Origin of the sequence: Catenuloplanes niger (genome assembly GCF_031458255.1) — a bacterium.
Taxonomy (GTDB): Bacteria; Actinomycetota; Actinomycetes; order Mycobacteriales; family Micromonosporaceae; genus Catenuloplanes; species Catenuloplanes niger.
The window spans coordinates 8114252-8131124 of the sequence record NZ_JAVDYC010000001.1 but is presented as its reverse complement, the minus strand read 5'-3'; the positions used below and the strand labels follow the sequence as shown (position 1 = coordinate 8131124).

Annotated in this window: 18 protein-coding genes; 10 read left to right on the top strand and 8 right to left on the bottom strand. The window is 73.7% G+C overall.

Translation table 11 applies throughout. From position 1 onward, the window contains the following. Nucleotides 1-171: 171 nt before the first annotated feature. Both J2S44_RS35750 and J2S44_RS35745 read left to right on the top strand, forming a co-directional pair. Entirely contained in the window at nt 172-1308 is a 1137-nt protein-coding gene (locus tag J2S44_RS35750) for an HtaA domain-containing protein (RefSeq protein ID WP_310423443.1), read from the top strand. 123 nt (nt 1309-1431) lie between these two features. Further along, nucleotides 1432-2592, top strand: a complete 1161-nt coding sequence (locus tag J2S44_RS35745; protein WP_310423440.1) for a WxL protein peptidoglycan domain-containing protein — start codon at nt 1432-1434, stop codon at nt 2590-2592. A 58-nt stretch (nt 2593-2650) separates the two neighbouring features. Here J2S44_RS35745 and J2S44_RS35740 read toward each other — a convergent pair whose 3' ends face one another. Beyond that, the gene (locus tag J2S44_RS35740; RefSeq protein WP_310423437.1) at nt 2651-3553 is read right to left on the bottom strand and encodes a GNAT family N-acetyltransferase; all 903 of its coding nucleotides are present in this window, start codon (nt 3551-3553) and stop codon (nt 2651-2653) included. A 154-nt stretch (nt 3554-3707) separates the two neighbouring features. Here J2S44_RS35740 and J2S44_RS35735 point away from each other — a divergent pair, with 154 nt between their 5' ends. After that, the gene (locus J2S44_RS35735; RefSeq protein ID WP_310423435.1) at nt 3708-4397 is read left to right on the top strand and encodes an alpha/beta fold hydrolase; all 690 of its coding nucleotides are present in this window, start codon (nt 3708-3710) and stop codon (nt 4395-4397) included. A 14-nt stretch (nt 4398-4411) separates the two neighbouring features. Here J2S44_RS35735 and J2S44_RS35730 read toward each other — a convergent pair whose 3' ends face one another. Further along, nucleotides 4412-4576, bottom strand: a complete 165-nt coding sequence (locus J2S44_RS35730; protein ID WP_310423432.1) for a hypothetical protein — start codon at nt 4574-4576, stop codon at nt 4412-4414. A 70-nt stretch (nt 4577-4646) separates the two neighbouring features. Then, on the bottom strand, nt 4647-5159 hold the full coding sequence (locus J2S44_RS35725; protein ID WP_374727942.1) for a sigma-70 family RNA polymerase sigma factor: 513 nt from the start codon (nt 5157-5159) through the stop codon (nt 4647-4649). A 139-nt stretch (nt 5160-5298) separates the two neighbouring features. On the opposite strand from J2S44_RS35725, the gene J2S44_RS35720 reads away from it, so the two are divergent. From J2S44_RS35720 to J2S44_RS35710, 3 genes are all read left to right on the top strand, one after another. Beyond that, on the top strand, nt 5299-6411 hold the full coding sequence (locus J2S44_RS35720) for a sensor histidine kinase (RefSeq protein ID WP_310423426.1): 1113 nt from the start codon (nt 5299-5301) through the stop codon (nt 6409-6411). A 61-nt stretch (nt 6412-6472) separates the two neighbouring features. Beyond that, on the top strand, nt 6473-7135 hold the full coding sequence (locus J2S44_RS35715) for a response regulator (RefSeq protein ID WP_310423423.1): 663 nt from the start codon (nt 6473-6475) through the stop codon (nt 7133-7135). Between the two features lie 17 nt (nt 7136-7152). Next, entirely contained in the window at nt 7153-7887 is a 735-nt protein-coding gene (locus tag J2S44_RS35710) for an alpha/beta fold hydrolase (RefSeq protein ID WP_310423421.1), read from the top strand. 104 nt (nt 7888-7991) lie between these two features. On the opposite strand, the gene J2S44_RS35705 is transcribed toward J2S44_RS35710, so the two are convergent. From J2S44_RS35705 to J2S44_RS35690, 4 genes are all read right to left on the bottom strand, one after another. Beyond that, a complete protein-coding gene (locus J2S44_RS35705) occupies nt 7992-8855 on the bottom strand; it encodes a TauD/TfdA dioxygenase family protein (protein ID WP_310423418.1) in 864 nt (287 codons plus the stop codon). An 88-nt stretch (nt 8856-8943) separates the two neighbouring features. Then, a complete protein-coding gene (locus J2S44_RS35700) occupies nt 8944-9762 on the bottom strand; it encodes an ABC transporter ATP-binding protein (protein WP_374728045.1) in 819 nt (272 codons plus the stop codon). 79 nt (nt 9763-9841) lie between these two features. Beyond that, nucleotides 9842-10891 carry a taurine ABC transporter substrate-binding protein gene (locus J2S44_RS35695; RefSeq protein WP_310423412.1) on the bottom strand — a complete coding sequence of 350 codons (1050 nt, stop codon included), beginning with the start codon at nt 10889-10891 and terminating at the stop codon, nt 9842-9844. Nucleotides 10892-10925: 34 nt separating this feature from the next. Beyond that, the gene (locus J2S44_RS35690; RefSeq protein ID WP_310423408.1) at nt 10926-11753 is read right to left on the bottom strand and encodes an ABC transporter permease; all 828 of its coding nucleotides are present in this window, start codon (nt 11751-11753) and stop codon (nt 10926-10928) included. A 121-nt stretch (nt 11754-11874) separates the two neighbouring features. On the opposite strand from J2S44_RS35690, the gene J2S44_RS35685 reads away from it, so the two are divergent. Continuing rightward, nucleotides 11875-12852 carry a diacylglycerol/lipid kinase family protein gene (locus J2S44_RS35685; RefSeq protein ID WP_310423405.1) on the top strand — a complete coding sequence of 326 codons (978 nt, stop codon included), beginning with the start codon at nt 11875-11877 and terminating at the stop codon, nt 12850-12852. On the opposite strand, the gene J2S44_RS35680 is transcribed toward J2S44_RS35685, so the two are convergent. Continuing rightward, nucleotides 12846-13658 (bottom strand): S1 family peptidase, encoded by an 813-nt coding sequence (locus tag J2S44_RS35680; protein WP_310423402.1) that lies wholly within the window; start codon nt 13656-13658, stop codon nt 12846-12848. The genes J2S44_RS35685 and J2S44_RS35680 overlap by 7 nt on opposite strands. Before the next feature lie 405 nt (nt 13659-14063). On the opposite strand from J2S44_RS35680, the gene J2S44_RS35675 reads away from it, so the two are divergent. From J2S44_RS35675 to J2S44_RS35665, 3 genes are all read left to right on the top strand, one after another. Further along, entirely contained in the window at nt 14064-15008 is a 945-nt protein-coding gene (locus tag J2S44_RS35675; RefSeq protein WP_310423398.1) for a FliH/SctL family protein, read from the top strand. Nucleotides 15009-15173: 165 nt separating this feature from the next. Then, nucleotides 15174-15653, top strand: coding sequence for a MarR family winged helix-turn-helix transcriptional regulator (locus J2S44_RS35670; RefSeq protein ID WP_310423395.1), 480 nt, complete (start codon nt 15174-15176; stop codon nt 15651-15653). A 109-nt stretch (nt 15654-15762) separates the two neighbouring features. Beyond that, nucleotides 15763-16863 carry an AAA family ATPase gene (locus J2S44_RS35665; protein WP_310423392.1) on the top strand — a complete coding sequence of 367 codons (1101 nt, stop codon included), beginning with the start codon at nt 15763-15765 and terminating at the stop codon, nt 16861-16863. The last annotated feature ends 10 nt before the right edge of the window (nt 16864-16873 follow it).

Here is a 16873-nt window from a genome sequence, read left to right as displayed (position 1 = left end):
TCCAGTTAGTTAGGCGAGGCTAACCTAAACCACGAGCGGAGGCACCAGTGCACCTGCTCACAAAGTTGATCATTTACTTTGCTTGTTAGGCAAGGCTAACCTAACTGCCGCCCGGTCCCAAGAGCCGGGTGAGGGTTCGCACCCTCCGAGGAATGTCCGAAAGGGACACACATGGCCCTGAAGACCGGCCCTCGCCGGGCCGCGTACTGGGCATCCGCCCTGACCATCGGCGCCGCCGCGGTGCTGACCGTCGCCTCCCCGGCCTCGGCCGCCCCCGCCGACGTCGCCGGGGGCAAGCTGGACTGGGGCTTCAAGGCCTCGTTCCGCAACTACGTGAAGAGCGGCAACGGCAACCCGCCGATCGGTGCCAGCAACGGCGCCAGCATCGACACGGACGGCACCTTCGACTTCCCGGCCACCGGCGGCACGTTCGACGCCGCGGCCGGGACGGCGACGGTGAACTACGGGGGGACGGTCGTCTTCTCGTACCCGGCGCACTTCTTCACCATCACGATCGCGAACCCGACCGTCGTCGTCGACACCGACGGCACCGGCACGCTGTTCGCGGACGTGGACCTGACCGGCATGGCCGAGCAGCACCTCGACCAGGCGGAGGTGGCCACGCTCGCGGTCACCAACCCGGCGGTCGACGGTGGCACGATCACCTGGACGAACCTCGCGGCCACGCTCACCGACACCGGTGCCAGCGCGTTCAACGGGTTCTACGCCGGTGGCACGCAGCTCGACCCGCTGACCGCCTCGGCGTCGTCGTCCACGACGACGCCGGAGGAGCCGGAGGAGCCGGGCAACCCCGGCCAGCCCGGCGGTGGCAGCGCCACCCAGCAGATCACCGCGGCCGTGACCGGCGGCGCGCTGACGCTCACCACGTCCGGCACGTCGGTGGCGCTCTCGGCGGCGACGCCGGGCGCGACCGCCACCGGCGCGCTGAACGCGGTCACGGTCAGCGACCTGCGCGGCACCAACGCGGGCTGGGACCTGGTCGGCCAGGCCACGGACTTCACCAGCACCACCGGTGGCGTCATCCCGGCCGACAACCTCGGCTGGACCCCGACCGCGACCGTCGTCAGCAGCGGCCTGCAGGCCGCGAACGGCGTCACGGCCGCGGTCACGCCCGGTGCGCCCGCCGCCCCGGGCAGCGGTCTCGGCAGCAGCCGGGCCCTGTGCAGCGCCGACGCGGGGAGCAGCCTCGGCAGCTCCACCTGCGGTGCCGCGCTGAGCCTCGGCGTGCCCGAGTCGAGCGCGGCCGGCTCCTCCTACGCCGCGGTGCTCACGCTCACCCTGGCCTGATCCGGGGCCGCTGACGGTGCCGGCCCGGGTCGAGCGGGCCGGCACCCGTACGGATCGACGCCGGCCCCTCCCCTGGGCCGGCGTCGCCGTCCTGCCATCCCACCACATTGGAGCTTCCGCGCCGTGACCACCATCCGACACTCCCGCCGCCCGGCCACGGCGCTGGCCCTCCTCGCGGTGGCCGTTCCGGCACTCGCCCTCCCCGCGCCCGCCGCCGCCTCCGCACCCGTCGTGACCGCCGGGCCGGCCGCCGGAGCCACGCTCGCCGCCGGGCCGGCGACCGGCACGACCGCCGGCACGACGCACATCGCCCGCGGCACCGCGCTCGCCGCCGAGGCCCGGGGCGCGGCGTCCGTCGCGGCGGACACGAAGTGGTCGGTGCAGCCGTCGACGGACCGGGGCCCGGACGGGCGGGACTACTTCATCTACGCGAACGCGCCGGGCAGTGAGCGGACCGACCACGTCGGCATCACGAACCTGACGGACGCACCCCTGACCTTCACCGTGTACGGCACGGACGCGCACACCACGGCGGACGGCGCGTTCGCGCTGCTGCCCGCGGCGCAGTCACCGACCGACGTCGGATCGTGGGTGACGCTGGCGTCGCGCGCGTACACGGTGCCGGCGAACACCCGCCTGGACGTGCCGTTCCGGCTGACCGTGCCGAAGAACGCCACGCCGGGCGACCACGCGGGCGGGCTGGTCGCGTCGATCGCGGAGTCCACCACGGACGCGAACGGGCAGACCGTGCTGGTCGACCGGCGCATCGCGGTCCGGATCTACCTGACCGTGGACGGGCCGGCCCGGCCGGAGATGACGATCGACGGGCTGCGCGTGTCGCACACCCAGGGCCTGAACCCGGCGTCCGGCGGCACCACCACGGTCACCTACCGGCTGCGCAACACCGGCAACCTGCGGCTGACCGGCGCGTCGACCGTGCGGGTGACCGGCCCGGCGGGCTGGCGGCTCGCGTCCACGGACGCGCTGGCGGTGCCGGAGCTGCTGCCCGGCAGCGAGATCACCGTCACCGAGCGGATCACCGGCGTGCAGCCGGCCGGGCGCCTCACCGCGACCGTGTCCGTGGTGCCGTCCACACCGGACACGCTGCTCGGGCCGGTCACGCTCGGCACGTCGCTGTGGGCGCCGCCGTGGGTGCTGATCGGCCTGCTGGCGCTGCTGCTGGCCTGGGCCGGCTACCGGCTGGTCCGCACCGTCCGGGCCCGCCGCGCGACGGCCGGGAAACCCGCGGACGTCACCGAGACCGTCGAGACCGCCGCGCCGTGAACCGGCGCCGGGCGCGTCGCCGGGACGACGCGCCCGACGCCCGGTCACCGGGACGCGGTCAGCTCCAGACCATGTCGATCTGGCGCTCGAAGACGCGGTAGCCGGCGCGGTCGAACGCGGCCGCCATCGGGGTGTTCCCCACGTCGGTGGCGGCGCGCACGTGCGGCACGCCCTGCTCGGCCAGCAGTCGCGTGCCCGCCGCGAGCAGGTCGTCGACCAGGCCCCGGCCGCGCGCCTCCGGCACCACGCCGATGTACGCGATGACCGGGTGGTAGCCGTTGTGCGCGGGCAGCACGAACCCGGCCGGTGTGCCGTCCGGCAACTCGCCGACCCGCCACCACTCGCGCGGGCTCGGGTAGCGCAGCAACTCCTCGTGGTACTGCGCGCGTGCGGCCTCCCCGGCCGGGCGCCGGGTCAGTTCGTCCCGGCCGTGCGCGTCCAGCGTGCCCGTCATGACCCGGGTCATCAGGTCGATCAGCTCGTCCGCGCCGTGCGGTTCGCGGAACGTGAGGCGGCCCCGGGACGGCGGCAGCGGCGCGGTGGCCGGCCAGTGCAGCCGCAGCCGCTCCACGAACAGCCGGCCGCCGAGCGCCTCGACCGCGCGCATGCGCAGCTCGGCCGGGCCCGGGTCGGCCCGCCAGTCCGGCGGGAGGAAGCGGGTGAACTCCGGCCGGCCGCGCACGGTCGACAGCGCGCGCTCCAGCAGGCGTACCCCGTCGTCGAGGTCCTGCTCCCGGTCGACGTCGAAGACGTCGATGACCATCGGTTCCGGGTCGCCGGGCCGGGACCAGAACGCCACGCGGGCGGTCAGCCGGTCGTCGCGCAGCGCCACCCACAGCCAGTGGGCGTGCCGCCGGCCCGCCGCGAAGTCCGTCGCGATCTGGTCGTTCAGCTGGTACGGCAGGCGGTTGAACAGGTCGAGTTCGTCAAGCCCGGTGATCGGGCGAATCGTGAGCGTCACGGCTCTCCTCGTGCGAGTGCGTGCCCGTGCGCCGGGAGGGCACGAGCGAATCGGTCCTGCGATACATCGCGCCTCCTTCCTGTTCGTGGTCCGGCCCTCTTCCTAACCACTGCGACCGGCGCCCGCAACCGGTTTCCGGCCCTACACTCGCGCGATGGACGCGGTGGTGAGGTTTCGGGTCGGGGATGTGACGCTGGCCTGTGCGGTGACCGGGCCGGTGGACGCGGCGGTCGTGGTGCTGCTGCACGGCGGCGGCGCGGACCGGTCCACCTGGGACGGTGTGGCCGGTGCGATCGCGGCGCGGCACCGGGTCCTCGCGGTGGACGTGCGCGGGTTCGGGGAGAGCGACCGGCCGGGCGTCTACCACCTGACCGCGATGCGGGACGACGTGTTCGGGCTGCTGGACGCGGCCGAGGTCGCGCGGGCCGCGCTGGTCGGGCACTCCAGCGGTGGGACGGTGGCGCTGCTCGCGGCCGCGCACCGGCCGGAACGGGTCACCCGGCTGGTGCTGGAGGAGGCGCCGATGCCGAAGCCGGGCGCGCTGCGGCTCGGGCCCCTACGGCGGCCGGACGCCGAGCCGCCCTACGACTGGGCGGCCCGGGAGACCGTCGTGGCGCAGCTGAACGCGCCGGACCCGGCATGGTGGGCGGCGCTGCCGGGGATCACCGCGCCGACGCTGATCCTGGACGGCGGGCCGGGCAGCCACCTGGACCCCGCGCTCGCGCGTGAGGCCGCGGCGCTGATCCCGGACGCGCGCGTGCGGGAGATCCCGGCCGGGCACCACATCCACCGGGACGCACCGGCCGCGTTCACCGGCGCGGTGCTGCCCTTCCTGAGCCAGTGATCAGCGGGGGCGGGTCAGGCCGGTTCCGGGACCGCGCCCGGGTCGCCGCCCGGGTCGTCCGGCGTGGCTTCGATCGGCGGCGGCGGGAGCGTGTCCGGGGTGTCGGGCAGCAGCTCACCGGCGTCGTCCGGGGCGGGCTCGGTCGGGTCGATCGGCGGGTACGGTTCGGGATGTGCCATGACCCTTCATGCCCCGGCGGCCGGAACGCAAACCAGGGCCGGGCACCGGCGGGACCCGCGCCGCGCCGGTTCAGCCGGTCAGGTACCCGCGTCTGATCAGCGCCGTGCGCAGGGACTTCAGGGCGTAGAACGTGCGCGACTTGACGGTGCCCTCCGGGATGCCGAGGCTCCCGGCGAGCTCGGCGACGCTGCGGCCCTCGAAGTACGCACCCACCAGGATCTTCCGGGAGTTGTCGGGGAGGGAGGCGATCGCGGCGCGCACCTCCATCCGGTCGATGGTGCGCCGCGCCTCGTCGTCCACCCGCGCGGCCCGGCTCTCCAGGTGCTCGTCGCCGACCATGACCACCCGGACGCGGGCCGCGCGCACGTGGTCGATCGCGATCCGGCGGGCCACGGTGAGCAGCCAGGCCCGGTTCCAGGTGCCAGCCTCGTTACGGGCGTCGGGGTGCTGCCAGGCCCGAATCGCGGTCTCCTGCAGCAGGTCAGCGGCCAGATGGGCATCGCCGGTCACCCGGGTGAGCGTGACCATCAGCGCCGTGCCGTGCTCCCGATAGAGGTTCTCGAGGCCGTCCGAGATAGCCACGCGCATCACCCGAACCTACGAAGATCGGCTGCACGCGTCGTCACCCGAGAGCGGCAAATGCGCATACCCCCCTGGGGGTACGCGGCAGTCCTTCGCGGGGGAGACGCGCCGGGCAATCCATCCACGATAGCGTCGTGACGTGCGGAGACTGTTCGACCCGGTGATGACCGACGTGCTGCTGGCGACCGCGCTGACCGGGTTGACCGCCACCTCGCTCGTCACTATGAGTGACGGCCCGCCACACTGGCAGGCATCGACGCTGGCGTTCCTGTCCGTGGCGCCGGTGGCGCTGCGGCAGTGGGCGCCGGTCGGCACGCTCACGGTCATCATCAGCGCGCTCGTGCTCTACGGCCTGTGCGGCTTCGGTGCCTGGCCGAACTCGGGGCTGGGCCTGGTGATCGGGCAGTTCACGGTCGCGATGCTGCGCTCCCGGCGGATCGCCGCGGTGACGTTCGTGGCCACGCTGCTGACCCTCGTGGTGGCCTACCACACCTACCCGGTGCGGCTCACCATCCCGGAACTCCTGCAGTACGCGCTGGTGATGGTGATCGCGTGGACGGTCGGCGACAGCACCCGCCGGTGGGCGCTGCGCGCGGAACGGGCGGCCACGAAGACCGCGGAGGCGGTGGTCGAGGAACGGGTGCGGATCGCCCGGGAGATGCACGACATCGTCACGCACCACATGTCGGTGATCTCGCTGCAGGCCGGCGTCGCGGAGTACGTGCTGGACTCCGACCCGGCCACCGCGCGGACCGCGATCTCCACGGTGGGCGCGGCCGGGCGCGAGGCGCTGTCCGAGATGCGCCGGCTGCTGGACGTGCTGCGCATCGACCACGGCGCCGAGTCGTTCCGGCCGCAGCCGGGCCTGGGCGACCTGGACGACCTGGTCGCGCGCACCCGCTCCGCCGGGCTGGCGGTCGACGTGCACGTCACCGGCCGGGTGCGGGCGCTCGCGGCCGGGCCGGACCTGTGCGCGTACCGGGTGGTGCAGGAGTCGCTGACGAACGTGCTGCAGCACGCCGGTCCCGCGACCGCCCGGGTCGACGTCGACTACGGCGACCTCACGCTGACCGTGAGGATCACCGACGACGGTACGAAGACGCACGACCCGCCGCCGTCGCCGGACTCGCACGGCATCCGCGGCATGCGCGAGCGAGCGGCGCTCTACGGCGGCGTGCTCACCGCCGGCCGCCACGTCGGCGGCGGTTTCCGTGTCCTGTTACGCCTTCCGATCGAGGAGATCCCTTCATGAGTGAGCCCGCGAGCTCATTGCCGGCTCACCGCCGGCCCCACGGCCCGGCCGGGGGTGCGGCATGACGCTCCGGCTCGTCGTGGCCGACGACCAGGCGCTCATCCGCGCCGGCCTGATCGCGCTGTTCAACGCGGCGCCCGGGATCGAGGTGGCCGGGGAGGCGTGCGACGGTGCGGAGGCGATCGCGGTCGCGGAGCGGACCCGGCCGGACGTGGTGCTGATGGACATCCGGATGCCGCACGTCGACGGCATCGCGGCCACCCGGGCGATCCTGGCCGGCGAGCACCGGCCGCACGTGGTCGCGCTCACCACGTTCGACCTCGACGAGTACGTGTACGCCGCGCTCAGCGCGGGCGCGTCCGGCTTCCTGCTGAAGGACACCCCACCGCAGCGGATCATCTCGGCCGTGCACACGATCGTCGCCGGTGACCTGCTGATGGCGCCCCGGATCACGCAGCGGCTGATCGAGGCGTACGCGGACCGGCACCGCTCCCCCGCCGCCACCGTGCCCGCGCTGAACAGCCTGACCGCGCGCGAGACCGAGGTGCTGCGCCTGGTCGCGAACGGTCTCTCCAACACGCAGATCGCGGAACGCCTGGTGCTCAGCGAGGCGACCGTGAAGACCCACGTCAAACGCCTGATGGGCAAGCTGGGCCTGGCCAGCCGCGCCCAGGCCGTGGTCGCCGCCTACGAGAGCGGCCTGGTCGCCCCGCGCGGCCGCTGAGGCCTTACCCTGCCGGGATGATAATCGGCACGGGGTCGGTGAAGGTGGGCGGCGGCGTGACGATCGCCTACCGGACGGCCGGGGACGCGGGTGCGCCGCCGGTGGTGCTGTTGCACGGCGGCGGCAGCCGGGGCGCGGCGAGCTGGGACTCGGTCACCGTCGCGCTGGCCGCGGCCGGGACCCGCCCGGTCGCGCTCGACCTGCGCGGCCACGGCGGCAGCAGCCGCACCCGGGACTATCCGCTGACCGGGTTCCGCGACGACGTGCTCGCCACGATGGACGCGCTGGGACTCGGCACGGTGTCCCTGGTCGGACACTCGCTCGGCGCGCACACCGCGTCGCTGGTCGCGCAGGGCGCACCGGGACGGGTGACGCGGCTGGTGCTGGAGGATCCGCCGGTGCCGTCCAGGACACCGGGTGTGCGGAGTCTGCCCGGGTGGACGCTGTTGCTGCCGATGCTGGGCACGGCGGTGCGCCGCGGCGGTTTCGACCGGCGGGCGCTCACCCGGGCGGTCCGGCAGTTGCGCGAGCCGGACCCGGCCTGGTGGGCCCGGCTCCCGTCGATCGTCGCGCCCACGCTGGTGATCGGCGGCGGCCCGCGCAGCCACGTCGCCGCCGAGAGCCTCGACGGGCTGGTGCGGGCGCTGCCGGACGGCCGGCTGGTCACGATCCCGGCCGGCCACCGCGTGCACAGCACCGCGCCGGCCGCGTTCGAGGCCGCGGTCCTGCCGTTCCTCACCGCGCCCCGCTGACCGCCCGATCACCCCGGCCGACCGCACCGCCCGCTGACCACCCGGTCAGGCGACCCGCCGAGCGGCCGATCAGGCGGCCCGCCGAGGCGGGCCGGTCGGGCCGGTCAGGTGCCGAGCGGGCCGGCCGGGACGTCGCCACGGAGCGTGATGCGGTGCATGACGCGGCGCGCGTCGCCGTAGTCGCGGTTGGCGTAGTGCGAGGTGCTGCGGTTGTCCCACATCGCCACGTCGCCGGGCCGCCAGCGGTGCCGGACGATGTGCTCCGGCTTGGTCAGGTGCGCGTAGAGCAGGTCCAGGATCGCGCGTGACTCCGCGTCCGACACGCCCACGATGTGCGAGGTGAAGCCCGGGTTGACGAAGATGCCCCTGCGGCCGGTCTCCGGGTGCACGCGCACGACCGGGTGTTCGACCGGGTCGAGCCGGGTGACGACCTCGCCGTCCCACTCGTTGCCGCGGCCGTTGCGGCGCTGCGCCAGGTAGTAGCCGAACTCCCGGTTGCCGTCGTGCACCGCGGTCAGCCCGTCCACCAGCCGCCGCACGCCCGGATGCAGCGACTCGTAGGCGAGCTGCGAGTCGGCCCAGCTGGTGTCGCCGCCGCTGGGCGGCAGCGTGACCGCGCGCAGGATCGAGCCCATCGGTGGCCGGCGCACGAACGTCACGTCCGTGTGCCAGACGTCCGCGAACCCGTTGTCCGCGCTGTCGATCGCGTAGATCTCCTGGTGCCGTTCGCTGAGCGGGCCGATCACCGGATGCGACGCGGTCAGTTCGCCGAGCCGGTTGCCCAGCCGCACCTGCGCGTCCACGTCCAGTGTCTGGTCGTGGAAGAACAGCACCTTCCGGTCGACCAGCGCGGCCCGGACCGCGGTGATCTCCTCGTCGGTCGCGGTGGCCAGGTCGAGCCCGTGCACGTCCGCGCCGAAACGCGGTCCGAGCGGCTCGAGGCGGAGCTCCACTGTGGTCGCGGTCATGACCAGATCCTTTCGACGGTACGGTGAAACGGCTGTCTTTCGGGCGGCCACGCGGCCAGGCGGCCGGCACGGCCGGGCAGCGGCGCGGTCAGGCCGGTGGCGCGGTCAGGCCGGTGGCGCGGCCGGGCGGTGGCGCGGCCGGGCGGTGGCGCGGCCGGGCGGCGGCGCGGACCGCGTGGCCGATCTCGGCGCGCAGGGCCGCGTACTCCGGCCGGGCGCGCAGCTCCTCCGGTTCGACGTCGCCGCGGGGCAACGGGATGGGCAGGTCGAGCGCGATCCGGCCGGGCCGTTCGGTGAGCACCACGACGCGGCTGCCGAGGAACACCGCCTCGTCGACGCTGTGCGTGACGAAGACGCTGGTCCGGCCGGTGGCCGCGCTGACCCGGCGCAGGTCCTCCTGCAGGCGTTCCCGGGTGAGCGCGTCCAGCGCGGCGAACGGCTCGTCCAGGAGCAGCAGCGGGTTCTCCACGGCGAGCGCGCGGGCGATCGCGACGCGCTGCTGCTGACCGCCGGAGATCTGCCAGACCCGGCGGCGTGCCACGTCGTGCAGGCCGACGTTCGCCAGCAGCTGCGGCACGCGGGCGCCGCGTTCCTCCGGTGGCACGCCGGCGTAGCGCAGCGCCAGGTCGACGTTGCCGCCGACGGTCCGCCACGGGAACAGGCGTGGCTGCTGGAAGACCAGTCCGGCGCCGCGTCCCGGCCGGGGCGGCGAGCCGGCCGTCCGCACGGTGCCGGCGGCCGGCTCCTCGAATCCCGCGATCAGGCGCAGCAGCGTGCTCTTGCCGCACCCGGACGCGCCGACCAGCACCAGGAACTCGCCCGCCGGCACGCGCAGGCTGACCGGCCCGACCGCGGTGACCGCGGCCGCGCCGTGCCCGTACACGTGCGTGACGTCGTCGATCTCCACGGCCCAGGCCGCCGCGTCGGTGGTGCCGGTGGTGCCGGTCACGTCGTTCCCGGTGGTGGGCGCCGACGGGCCGGCGCGGTCAGGAGAGCGCACCGGGCAGGCCCTTCACGTAGATGGCCCGCTGCACGGTGGCCAGGTCCGGTACCGAGTCGATCTTCTTCTGGTCGTGGAGGAACCGCGCGGCCTCGACCAGGTTGTCGGCGAGCCGGCCGGGGGCACCCTCGGTGCCGAGCCACTCCGGCGTGGCCAGGTCCGCGGGCTTCAGGAAGACGCCCTGGCTCAGCTGGTTCCGCGCGTCCTCGGGGGAGATGTTCAGCTCCGCGCCGACCGCGGTCGCGGCGGCGGCCGGGTCGGTGGCGATCAGGTCCAGCGCCTGCGCCTCGGCCCTGCGCCAGGCGTCGACCGCGTCCGGATGCGCCTCGGCGAACGCGGTCGAGACCACGCCCAGGTCCAGGGTGGGCCGGCCGGCGGCGGCCAGCTCGCGGCTGGAGATCAGCACCGTGCCGTCCTTCTTCAGCGCGTCCAGCGTGGGCAGCCAGGTGTACGCCGCGTCCAGGTCACCACGCGTCCACGCGGCCAGGATGTCCTGCGGCTCGAGGTCGACGACGGTCAGGTCGGACTCGGTCAGCCCGGCCCGTGCCAGCGCGGCCAGCAGGCTGTAGTGCGACGTCGACGCGAACGACGTGGCCACCTTCTTGCCGCGCAGCCCCGCGATGTCCGTCACGCCGGAGGCGTTGCGCGCGACCAGTGCCTCGTTGTCGCCGGCCACGTCCAGCACGAAGGCCACCTGGTACGGGATGTTCAGCGGAGCGGAGAGCCCACGCGCGACCGGGCTGGAGCCGATCGCAGCGATGTCTATGCTGCCGGCCACGAACGCGGTGTTGATGCTGCCCCCGGAGTCGAACTTGGTCCAGGTGATCTCGTAGTCGGGCAGCGCCTTCTCCAGCAGCCCCTGGTTCTTCACGATCAGGTCGCCGGACGGGAACGCCTGGTAGGCGATGCGGATGGTCCGGTCCGCGGCGTCGCCACCGCCGCCGCCACGGCCCTGGCTGGCCGCGCCGTCACCGCACGCGGCGGTCGCCATCAGGACCGCCACCGCCGCCACCGCGAAACGCTTGAAGCTGCTCACACTCGTACCCTCTGCTGGTCGATGTCGATTGGTTCTAGATGCGCCCGCGCCAGGGCACCAGCCGCTCCTCGGCCTGGCGCAACAGCGCGTCGATGAGCAGGCCGGACAGCCCGATGGCGAAGAGCCCGAGCACCACGACGTCGGTCTGCGAGTAACGCTGCGCGTCCCGGACCATGCCGCCGATGCCGGGCACGCCGTTGATCGTCTCGGCCGCGACCACGGACGAGTACGCGATGCCGACCGCGAGCCGGATCCCGGTGAAGATCTCCGGGAGCGCGTGCGGGAGCACCACGTCGCGGACCACGTCGCCGCGGCCCGCGCCGAGCGCCCGCGCGGCCTCGACCAGCCCGGCCGGTGCCGCGTGCACGGCCGCCGCGGTGGCGACCGCGACCGGGGGCAGCGCCGCGATCGACAGCAGCCACAGTTTCGGCGTCTCGTCGATGCCGAACCAGATGATGAACAGGCTGAAGTAGGCCAGCGGCGGCAGCGCCCGGACGAACGTGACCACCGGTTCGGTCACCACCCGCACCCACGGCACCGTGCCCATCACCACGCCGACGACGAGACCGGCGGCGACGCCGATCAGCGAGCCGATCAGGATCCGGCGCAGGCTCACGCCGAGGTGCTCGATCAGCAGATGTCCGCTGTAGCCGTCGGTCGAGGTCACGATCAGCTGGTGCCAGACCGCGGCGGGCGACGGGATGAACGTCGGGTTCCGCATGAACCGGGCGGTCAGTTCCCAGAGCACGAGCAGGACGACGACGGCGAGGACCCGCAGCGCGACGTGGCGGCGGCGGGCCGGTTTCGTGGTCACGGGCGCGCCGGCGGACGGCGGCGCCGTGGTCTCCAGTACGGCGGTCACCCTGATATTCCTATAGGACTACTCGGGATTGGGCAATGCCCGTTCACGCTTCGGGAGACACCCGGGTGTGCGAGGGTCACCCACGGGGTATGTGAGCGGCGCCCCCGAGCAGGAGGAACACGTGCCCACCGAACTCAACGTGCCAGCGGCCTGCGCGGTCGTGGTCAACCCGGCGAAGGTGCCGGACCTCGACGAATTCCGGCAGACCGTGACCGAGACGCTGGCCAAGGCCGGCTGGCCGGTGCCGGTCTGGTACGAGACCACGCCCGAGGACCCGGGCCGCGGCCAGACCGCGCAGGCGCTCGACGAGGGCGCCGAGGTGGTGTTCGCGGCCGGCGGCGACGGCACCGTGATGGCCTGCATCACCGCGCTGGCCGGCACGGACGTGGCGCTGGCGATCCTGCCGGCCGGCACCGGCAACCTGCTCGCGGCGAACCTGGGCCTGTCCACCGACCTCGCGGCCGGGCTCGGCACCGCGATCGAGGGCGGGCTGCGGCGGCTGGACGTGGGCCGCTGCGAGGACGCGTGCTTCGCGGTGATGGCCGGCCTCGGCTTCGACGCGAAGATGCTCGACTCCACGTCGGAGACGACGAAGAAGCGGATCGGCTGGCCGGCGTACGTCATCGGCGCGGTCAAGCACCTGCGCGACCGGCCGACGCGGGTCACCATCACGATCGACGGCGGCCGGCCGTTCCGCCGGCGCGCCAAGACCGTGCTGATCGCGAACGTGGGCCGGCTGCAGGGCGGCGTCCGGCTGCTCGAGGCGGCCGACCCGGCGGACGGGAAGCTGGACGTGGCCGTGCTGTCGCCGCGCACGCTCCGGCAGTGGGCCGCGATGGCGTGGGCGGTCGCGCGGCGGCACGAGCACGTACCGGCGCTGGAGGTCCTCCGCGGCTCCAAGGTGTCCGTCGTGACCCGCCGGCCCGAGCCGCGTCAGCTCGACGGCGACCTGATCGACCCCGGCACCCGGCTCGACGTCGAGGTGCTGCCGAAGGCGCTGTGGCTGTGCGTGCCGCAGCCGGCCGACCACCCGGACATCGCGACCGACGCGGACGCCGTGGCGGACCGCGCGAAGCGCCTGATGAAGTCCGGTCAGTAGGCGCCGACCGACCACAGCGACAGGTACGGCAGGACCGGCGCGAAGTAGGAGACGCCGCCTGCCGTGCAGTTGCCGGAGCCGCCGCTGAGCGTGCCGAGCCCGGTCGTGGTGGCGAAGAGCGGGCCGCCGCTGTCGCCCGGCTCCGCGCACGCGGTCGTCCGGGTCAGGCCGTACACCGTGCCCTCGGCGTAGTTGACCGTGACGTTGACCGCGGTCACCGTGCCACCGCGCAGGCCGGTCGTGCTGCCGGACCGCTGCACGGCCTGGCCCACGGACGCGGTGCCGAACGCGGTGATCGGCTGCAGCGTGCCGTTGTAGCGGTTGACCGCGCTCGGGTGCGGTGGGAGCACGACGCCGGCCGGCGGCACGTACCGGACCAGCGCGAGGTCCCGCGGGTCGAGCCGGCGCTCCACCGTACCGATCACCGTGCCGCCGCTGCTGACCGTCGACCCGACCGGGCCGACACAGTGGCCGGACGTGAGGAAGTAGTACCGGTAGGGCGTGGTGGTGCTGCGCACGTTGAAGCCGACCGTGCACCGGTAGCGGCCGCCCGGGACGATCGCGTCGCCGCCCGCGATGGACCGCCGCCGCACGCCCGGCTCCCGCACCACGGTCCCGGCCCGGGCCGCCAGCCGGCGCAGGTCCCGCTCCCCCACCGACGCGTCCACCGCGACCGTCCGCTCGCCGGTCACCGGATCCGTCCACCACGCCGTCCCGGGCAGCGTCTCCACCGACTGCGCCCGCGCCGCCGCCAGCACCGCCAGCAACGACACCACCATGACCAGCACCGCGACAACCCGCCTCATCCACGCAGCGTCGCACTCCGGCCACGGTGCGCCCCAATCCCGGCGCGCCCATCCCATCGGCGCGATGGTCCGCCGGGTTTCGCGGGGAATGAGCCGCCTCGGATCCGCGGCCGCGGGAGCGGCGGAAGGTGACCACGCCGGAAGCGGGACATCCGCTTTCGAAAGGGTTTTTCTCCCCCGGTACGCGGGTCGCGGCGACGCATTCCGGGCCACCCGGGAGGGGGATGCCCACCGGAGAGTTTCCGCAGGTCAAGCCGCGTTGAGCGATCATGGCGAGAATACCGCCGGAACGACCCTCGCATTCGATGTCGGCGGCTTGGTAACATGCCGCGGTTCAAAGCCCGTCTCACCGGCGTCTCGTCGGCACGAAGCCGCGCGTATGAGCCCGCACGTACGGAGAAAATCGTGGCTGACAATCGGATGAAGGATCGTGTCAAGGTGATGTTCAACGGCAACGCAATGCCGGACAGCACGACCTCGGAGCACCCCGAGGTCATGCCCGCCCTGGCAGCACAGGCCCTCGGCGGCCCGGCCGGCGGTCCCCCCATGCCCGGCCAGGCGCTCCAGGTCCTGACCATGGCCCAGCGCACGGCCGAGGCCCACATCACGGGCGCCCAGGCCCAGGCGGAGAAGATCCGTGCCGAGGCGGCCGCCGCGGCGCAGCAGATCGCGGAGGCGGCCGAGCGGCACGCGGACAACGTGCGCCGCGAGGCCGAGAAGGCGGTCGCGGAGGCCCGTGCCGCGGCCGAGCGACTGACCCGCGAGTCGCAGAACCGCGTCGACGAGGCGCACCGTGTGGCCGAGAAGATCGTCGCGGACGCCCGCTCCCAGGCGAAGACGATCGAGCAGAACGCGGAGCAGAACGCGGAGCACACCCGTCAGCAGGCCCAGCGCCGGTTCGACGACGTGGTCGGCAGCCTCGGCGCGAAGCGGGAGTCGCTGCAGGACCAGATCGAGGCGCTGGAGCAGTTCGACCGGGAGTACCGGTCGCGCCTGACCTCGTTCATGCAGGGTCAGCTCCGCGCGCTCTGGGTGGACCAGCCGCAGGTCACCGGCGAGATCACGGACGAGGCCGACTACGACGAGGAGGAGGGCGAGGTCGTGCCGGTCGCGATCCCCGCCCAGGCGCAGCGCGCGGTCCAGGCAGCGCAGGCGCAGGCCGCGGCCCAGGCCCAGCAGCAGGCCCAGCAGGCGTCCCCGGCCCAGCCGGCGACGCCGGGCCAGCCGGTGTCCCCGGGCCAGCAGGCGGCGCAGGCGGCCCAGGCCGCGCAGGCAGCGCAGGCCGCTCAGGCCCAGCGGCACGCGGCGCGGGACGATGAGGACGACGAGGTCGCCGACGACAAGAAGTGACTCTCCGTGAGGAGCCCGGGACGCCACGAGGGCGTTCCGGGCTCTTTTGTTTTATCTGCGACACGGTTCGAACTCTCGATACCTATCACTCGTCAACAGGTCGTCAACACCGCGCGGGCCTAATTGCAGAAAGCCCGGCACATCAGTACGAGGAGGAATCGACCCGTGCAGCGCATATCGCTCACTCCACGACCCGCCCCTGCACGGCACGTACCGCCGCCGTCCTCAGCCGGTCTCGGCTGGGCGCTGCGGACCGTGCTGCGGGACTACCTGGCCCGGGCCGACGCGGTCCTGGCCACCGCGCCCGGCGGCCAGCACGGCTACGAGATCCTGGCCGCGGTCTCCGCCGGTGACTACGGCACCCAGATCTCGCTGGCGAACCGGCTCGGCATCCACCGCACGGTGGTCACCGACCGTATCGACGACCTGGAGCGGGCCGGCATGCTCCAGCGGCACCTGTCCGCCGCCGACCGCCGGGTCCGCCGCCTGGTGATCACGGACGCGGGCCGGGCCGTGCTGACCGAGCTCTCCGCCGGCCTGGAGGCGGCCGAGGAGGAGACCCTGGCGTCGCTCGACGAGGAGAAGCGTGAGCAGTTCCTGAACGCTCTCCACCTGCTGGCCCGTCGGCCGGTCGTGGCGGCCTGACCCGAAACAGCACCACACATCGGGTGGCAGCCCGATGAGCACCACATCGAATGGGGGGATCGATCTAGGGCGGACCGCCCTAGATCGCGCCCATGCTTGAATGCAGGGCATGATCCGGACACTCTCGGTCGAGGGCTACCGCTCGATACGCGACCTCACCGTGGAGCTCACGCCGCTCACGGTCGTCACCGGCGCGAACGGCAGCGGAAAGTCCAGTCTCTACCGCTCGCTGCGCCTGCTGGCCGAGGCCGCGCGCAACGGTGCGGTCGCCGCGATCGCGCGCGAGGGCGGTCTGCCGTCCGCCCGCTGGGCCGGCCGGCCCGGCAAGACCGGCCCGGTCTCGATCCGTCTCGGGTTCGCCGGGGACGACGGCGGTTACGCCATCGATCTCGGCCTGCCGGTACCCAAGATCGGCTCGTTCTTCAACAACGATCCGGAGATCAAGCGCGAGGCGCTCTGGTCCGGTCCGCTGCTGCGCCCGTCCGCGGTGCTGGCCGACCGCGCCGGCCCGCTGATCTCGGTCCGGAACGGCCGGCGCCTGGAACCCGTGCTGGAGGCGGTTCCGCCGTACGACAGCATGCTCAGCGAGTACGCGGACGGCCCGCTGATCGTCATGCGGGAACGGATCCGGCGCTGGCGCTTCTACGACCACCTGCGCACGGACGCGGACGCCCCCGCCCGCCGCACCGTCATCGGCACGCGCACCCCCGTCCTCGGGCACGACGGCGGCGACCTGGCCGCCGCGCTGCAGACGATCCGGGAGATCGGGGTCGAGGGCGAGCTGGAGGACGCGATCGACGCCGCGTTCCCGGGCAGCCGCATCGGGATCGACGACGACCCGGACGGCCTCCTGCGGCTCACACTCACCCAGGACGGCCTGCGCCGCCCGCTCGGCACCGCGGAGTTCTCCGACGGCACGCTGCGCTACCTGCTGCTGGCCGCCGCGCTGCTGACGCCGCGCCCGCCGGAGCTGATGGTGCTCAACGAGCCGGAGACCAGCCTCCACCCGGACCTGCTCGCGCCGCTCGCCGGCCTGATCCGCACCGCGGCCACCCGCTGCCAGATCGTGGTGGTCACGCACGCGACCGCGCTCGCCGACGCGCTCGGCGACGACGCGCACCGGATCGAGCTGATCAAGGAGGAGGGCGAGACGCGGGTGGCCGGTCTGGGCCGATTCGAGGCACCCGCCTGGCAGTGGCCGAAACGCTAATAAGATCCTG

Bases quoted from the DNA above. Each gene is read 5' to 3' on its own strand.
- J2S44_RS35730 (WP_310423432.1), bottom strand. From the start codon at position 4,576: ATGGCACATCCCGAACCGTACCCGCCGATCGACCCGACCGAGCCCGCC.
- J2S44_RS35750 (WP_310423443.1), top strand. From the start codon at position 172: ATGGCCCTGAAGACCGGCCCTCGCCGGGCCGCGTACTGGGCATCCGCC.
- J2S44_RS35680 (WP_310423402.1), bottom strand. From the start codon at position 13,658: ATGAGGCGGGTTGTCGCGGTGCTGGTCATGGTGGTGTCGTTGCTGGCG.
- J2S44_RS35735 (WP_310423435.1), top strand. From the start codon at position 3,708: ATGGACGCGGTGGTGAGGTTTCGGGTCGGGGATGTGACGCTGGCCTGT.
- J2S44_RS35710 (WP_310423421.1), top strand. From the start codon at position 7,153: ATGATAATCGGCACGGGGTCGGTGAAGGTGGGCGGCGGCGTGACGATC.
- J2S44_RS35705 (WP_310423418.1), bottom strand. From the start codon at position 8,855: ATGACCGCGACCACAGTGGAGCTCCGCCTCGAGCCGCTCGGACCGCGT.
- J2S44_RS35715 (WP_310423423.1), top strand. From the start codon at position 6,473: ATGACGCTCCGGCTCGTCGTGGCCGACGACCAGGCGCTCATCCGCGCC.
- J2S44_RS35665 (WP_310423392.1), top strand. From the start codon at position 15,763: ATGATCCGGACACTCTCGGTCGAGGGCTACCGCTCGATACGCGACCTC.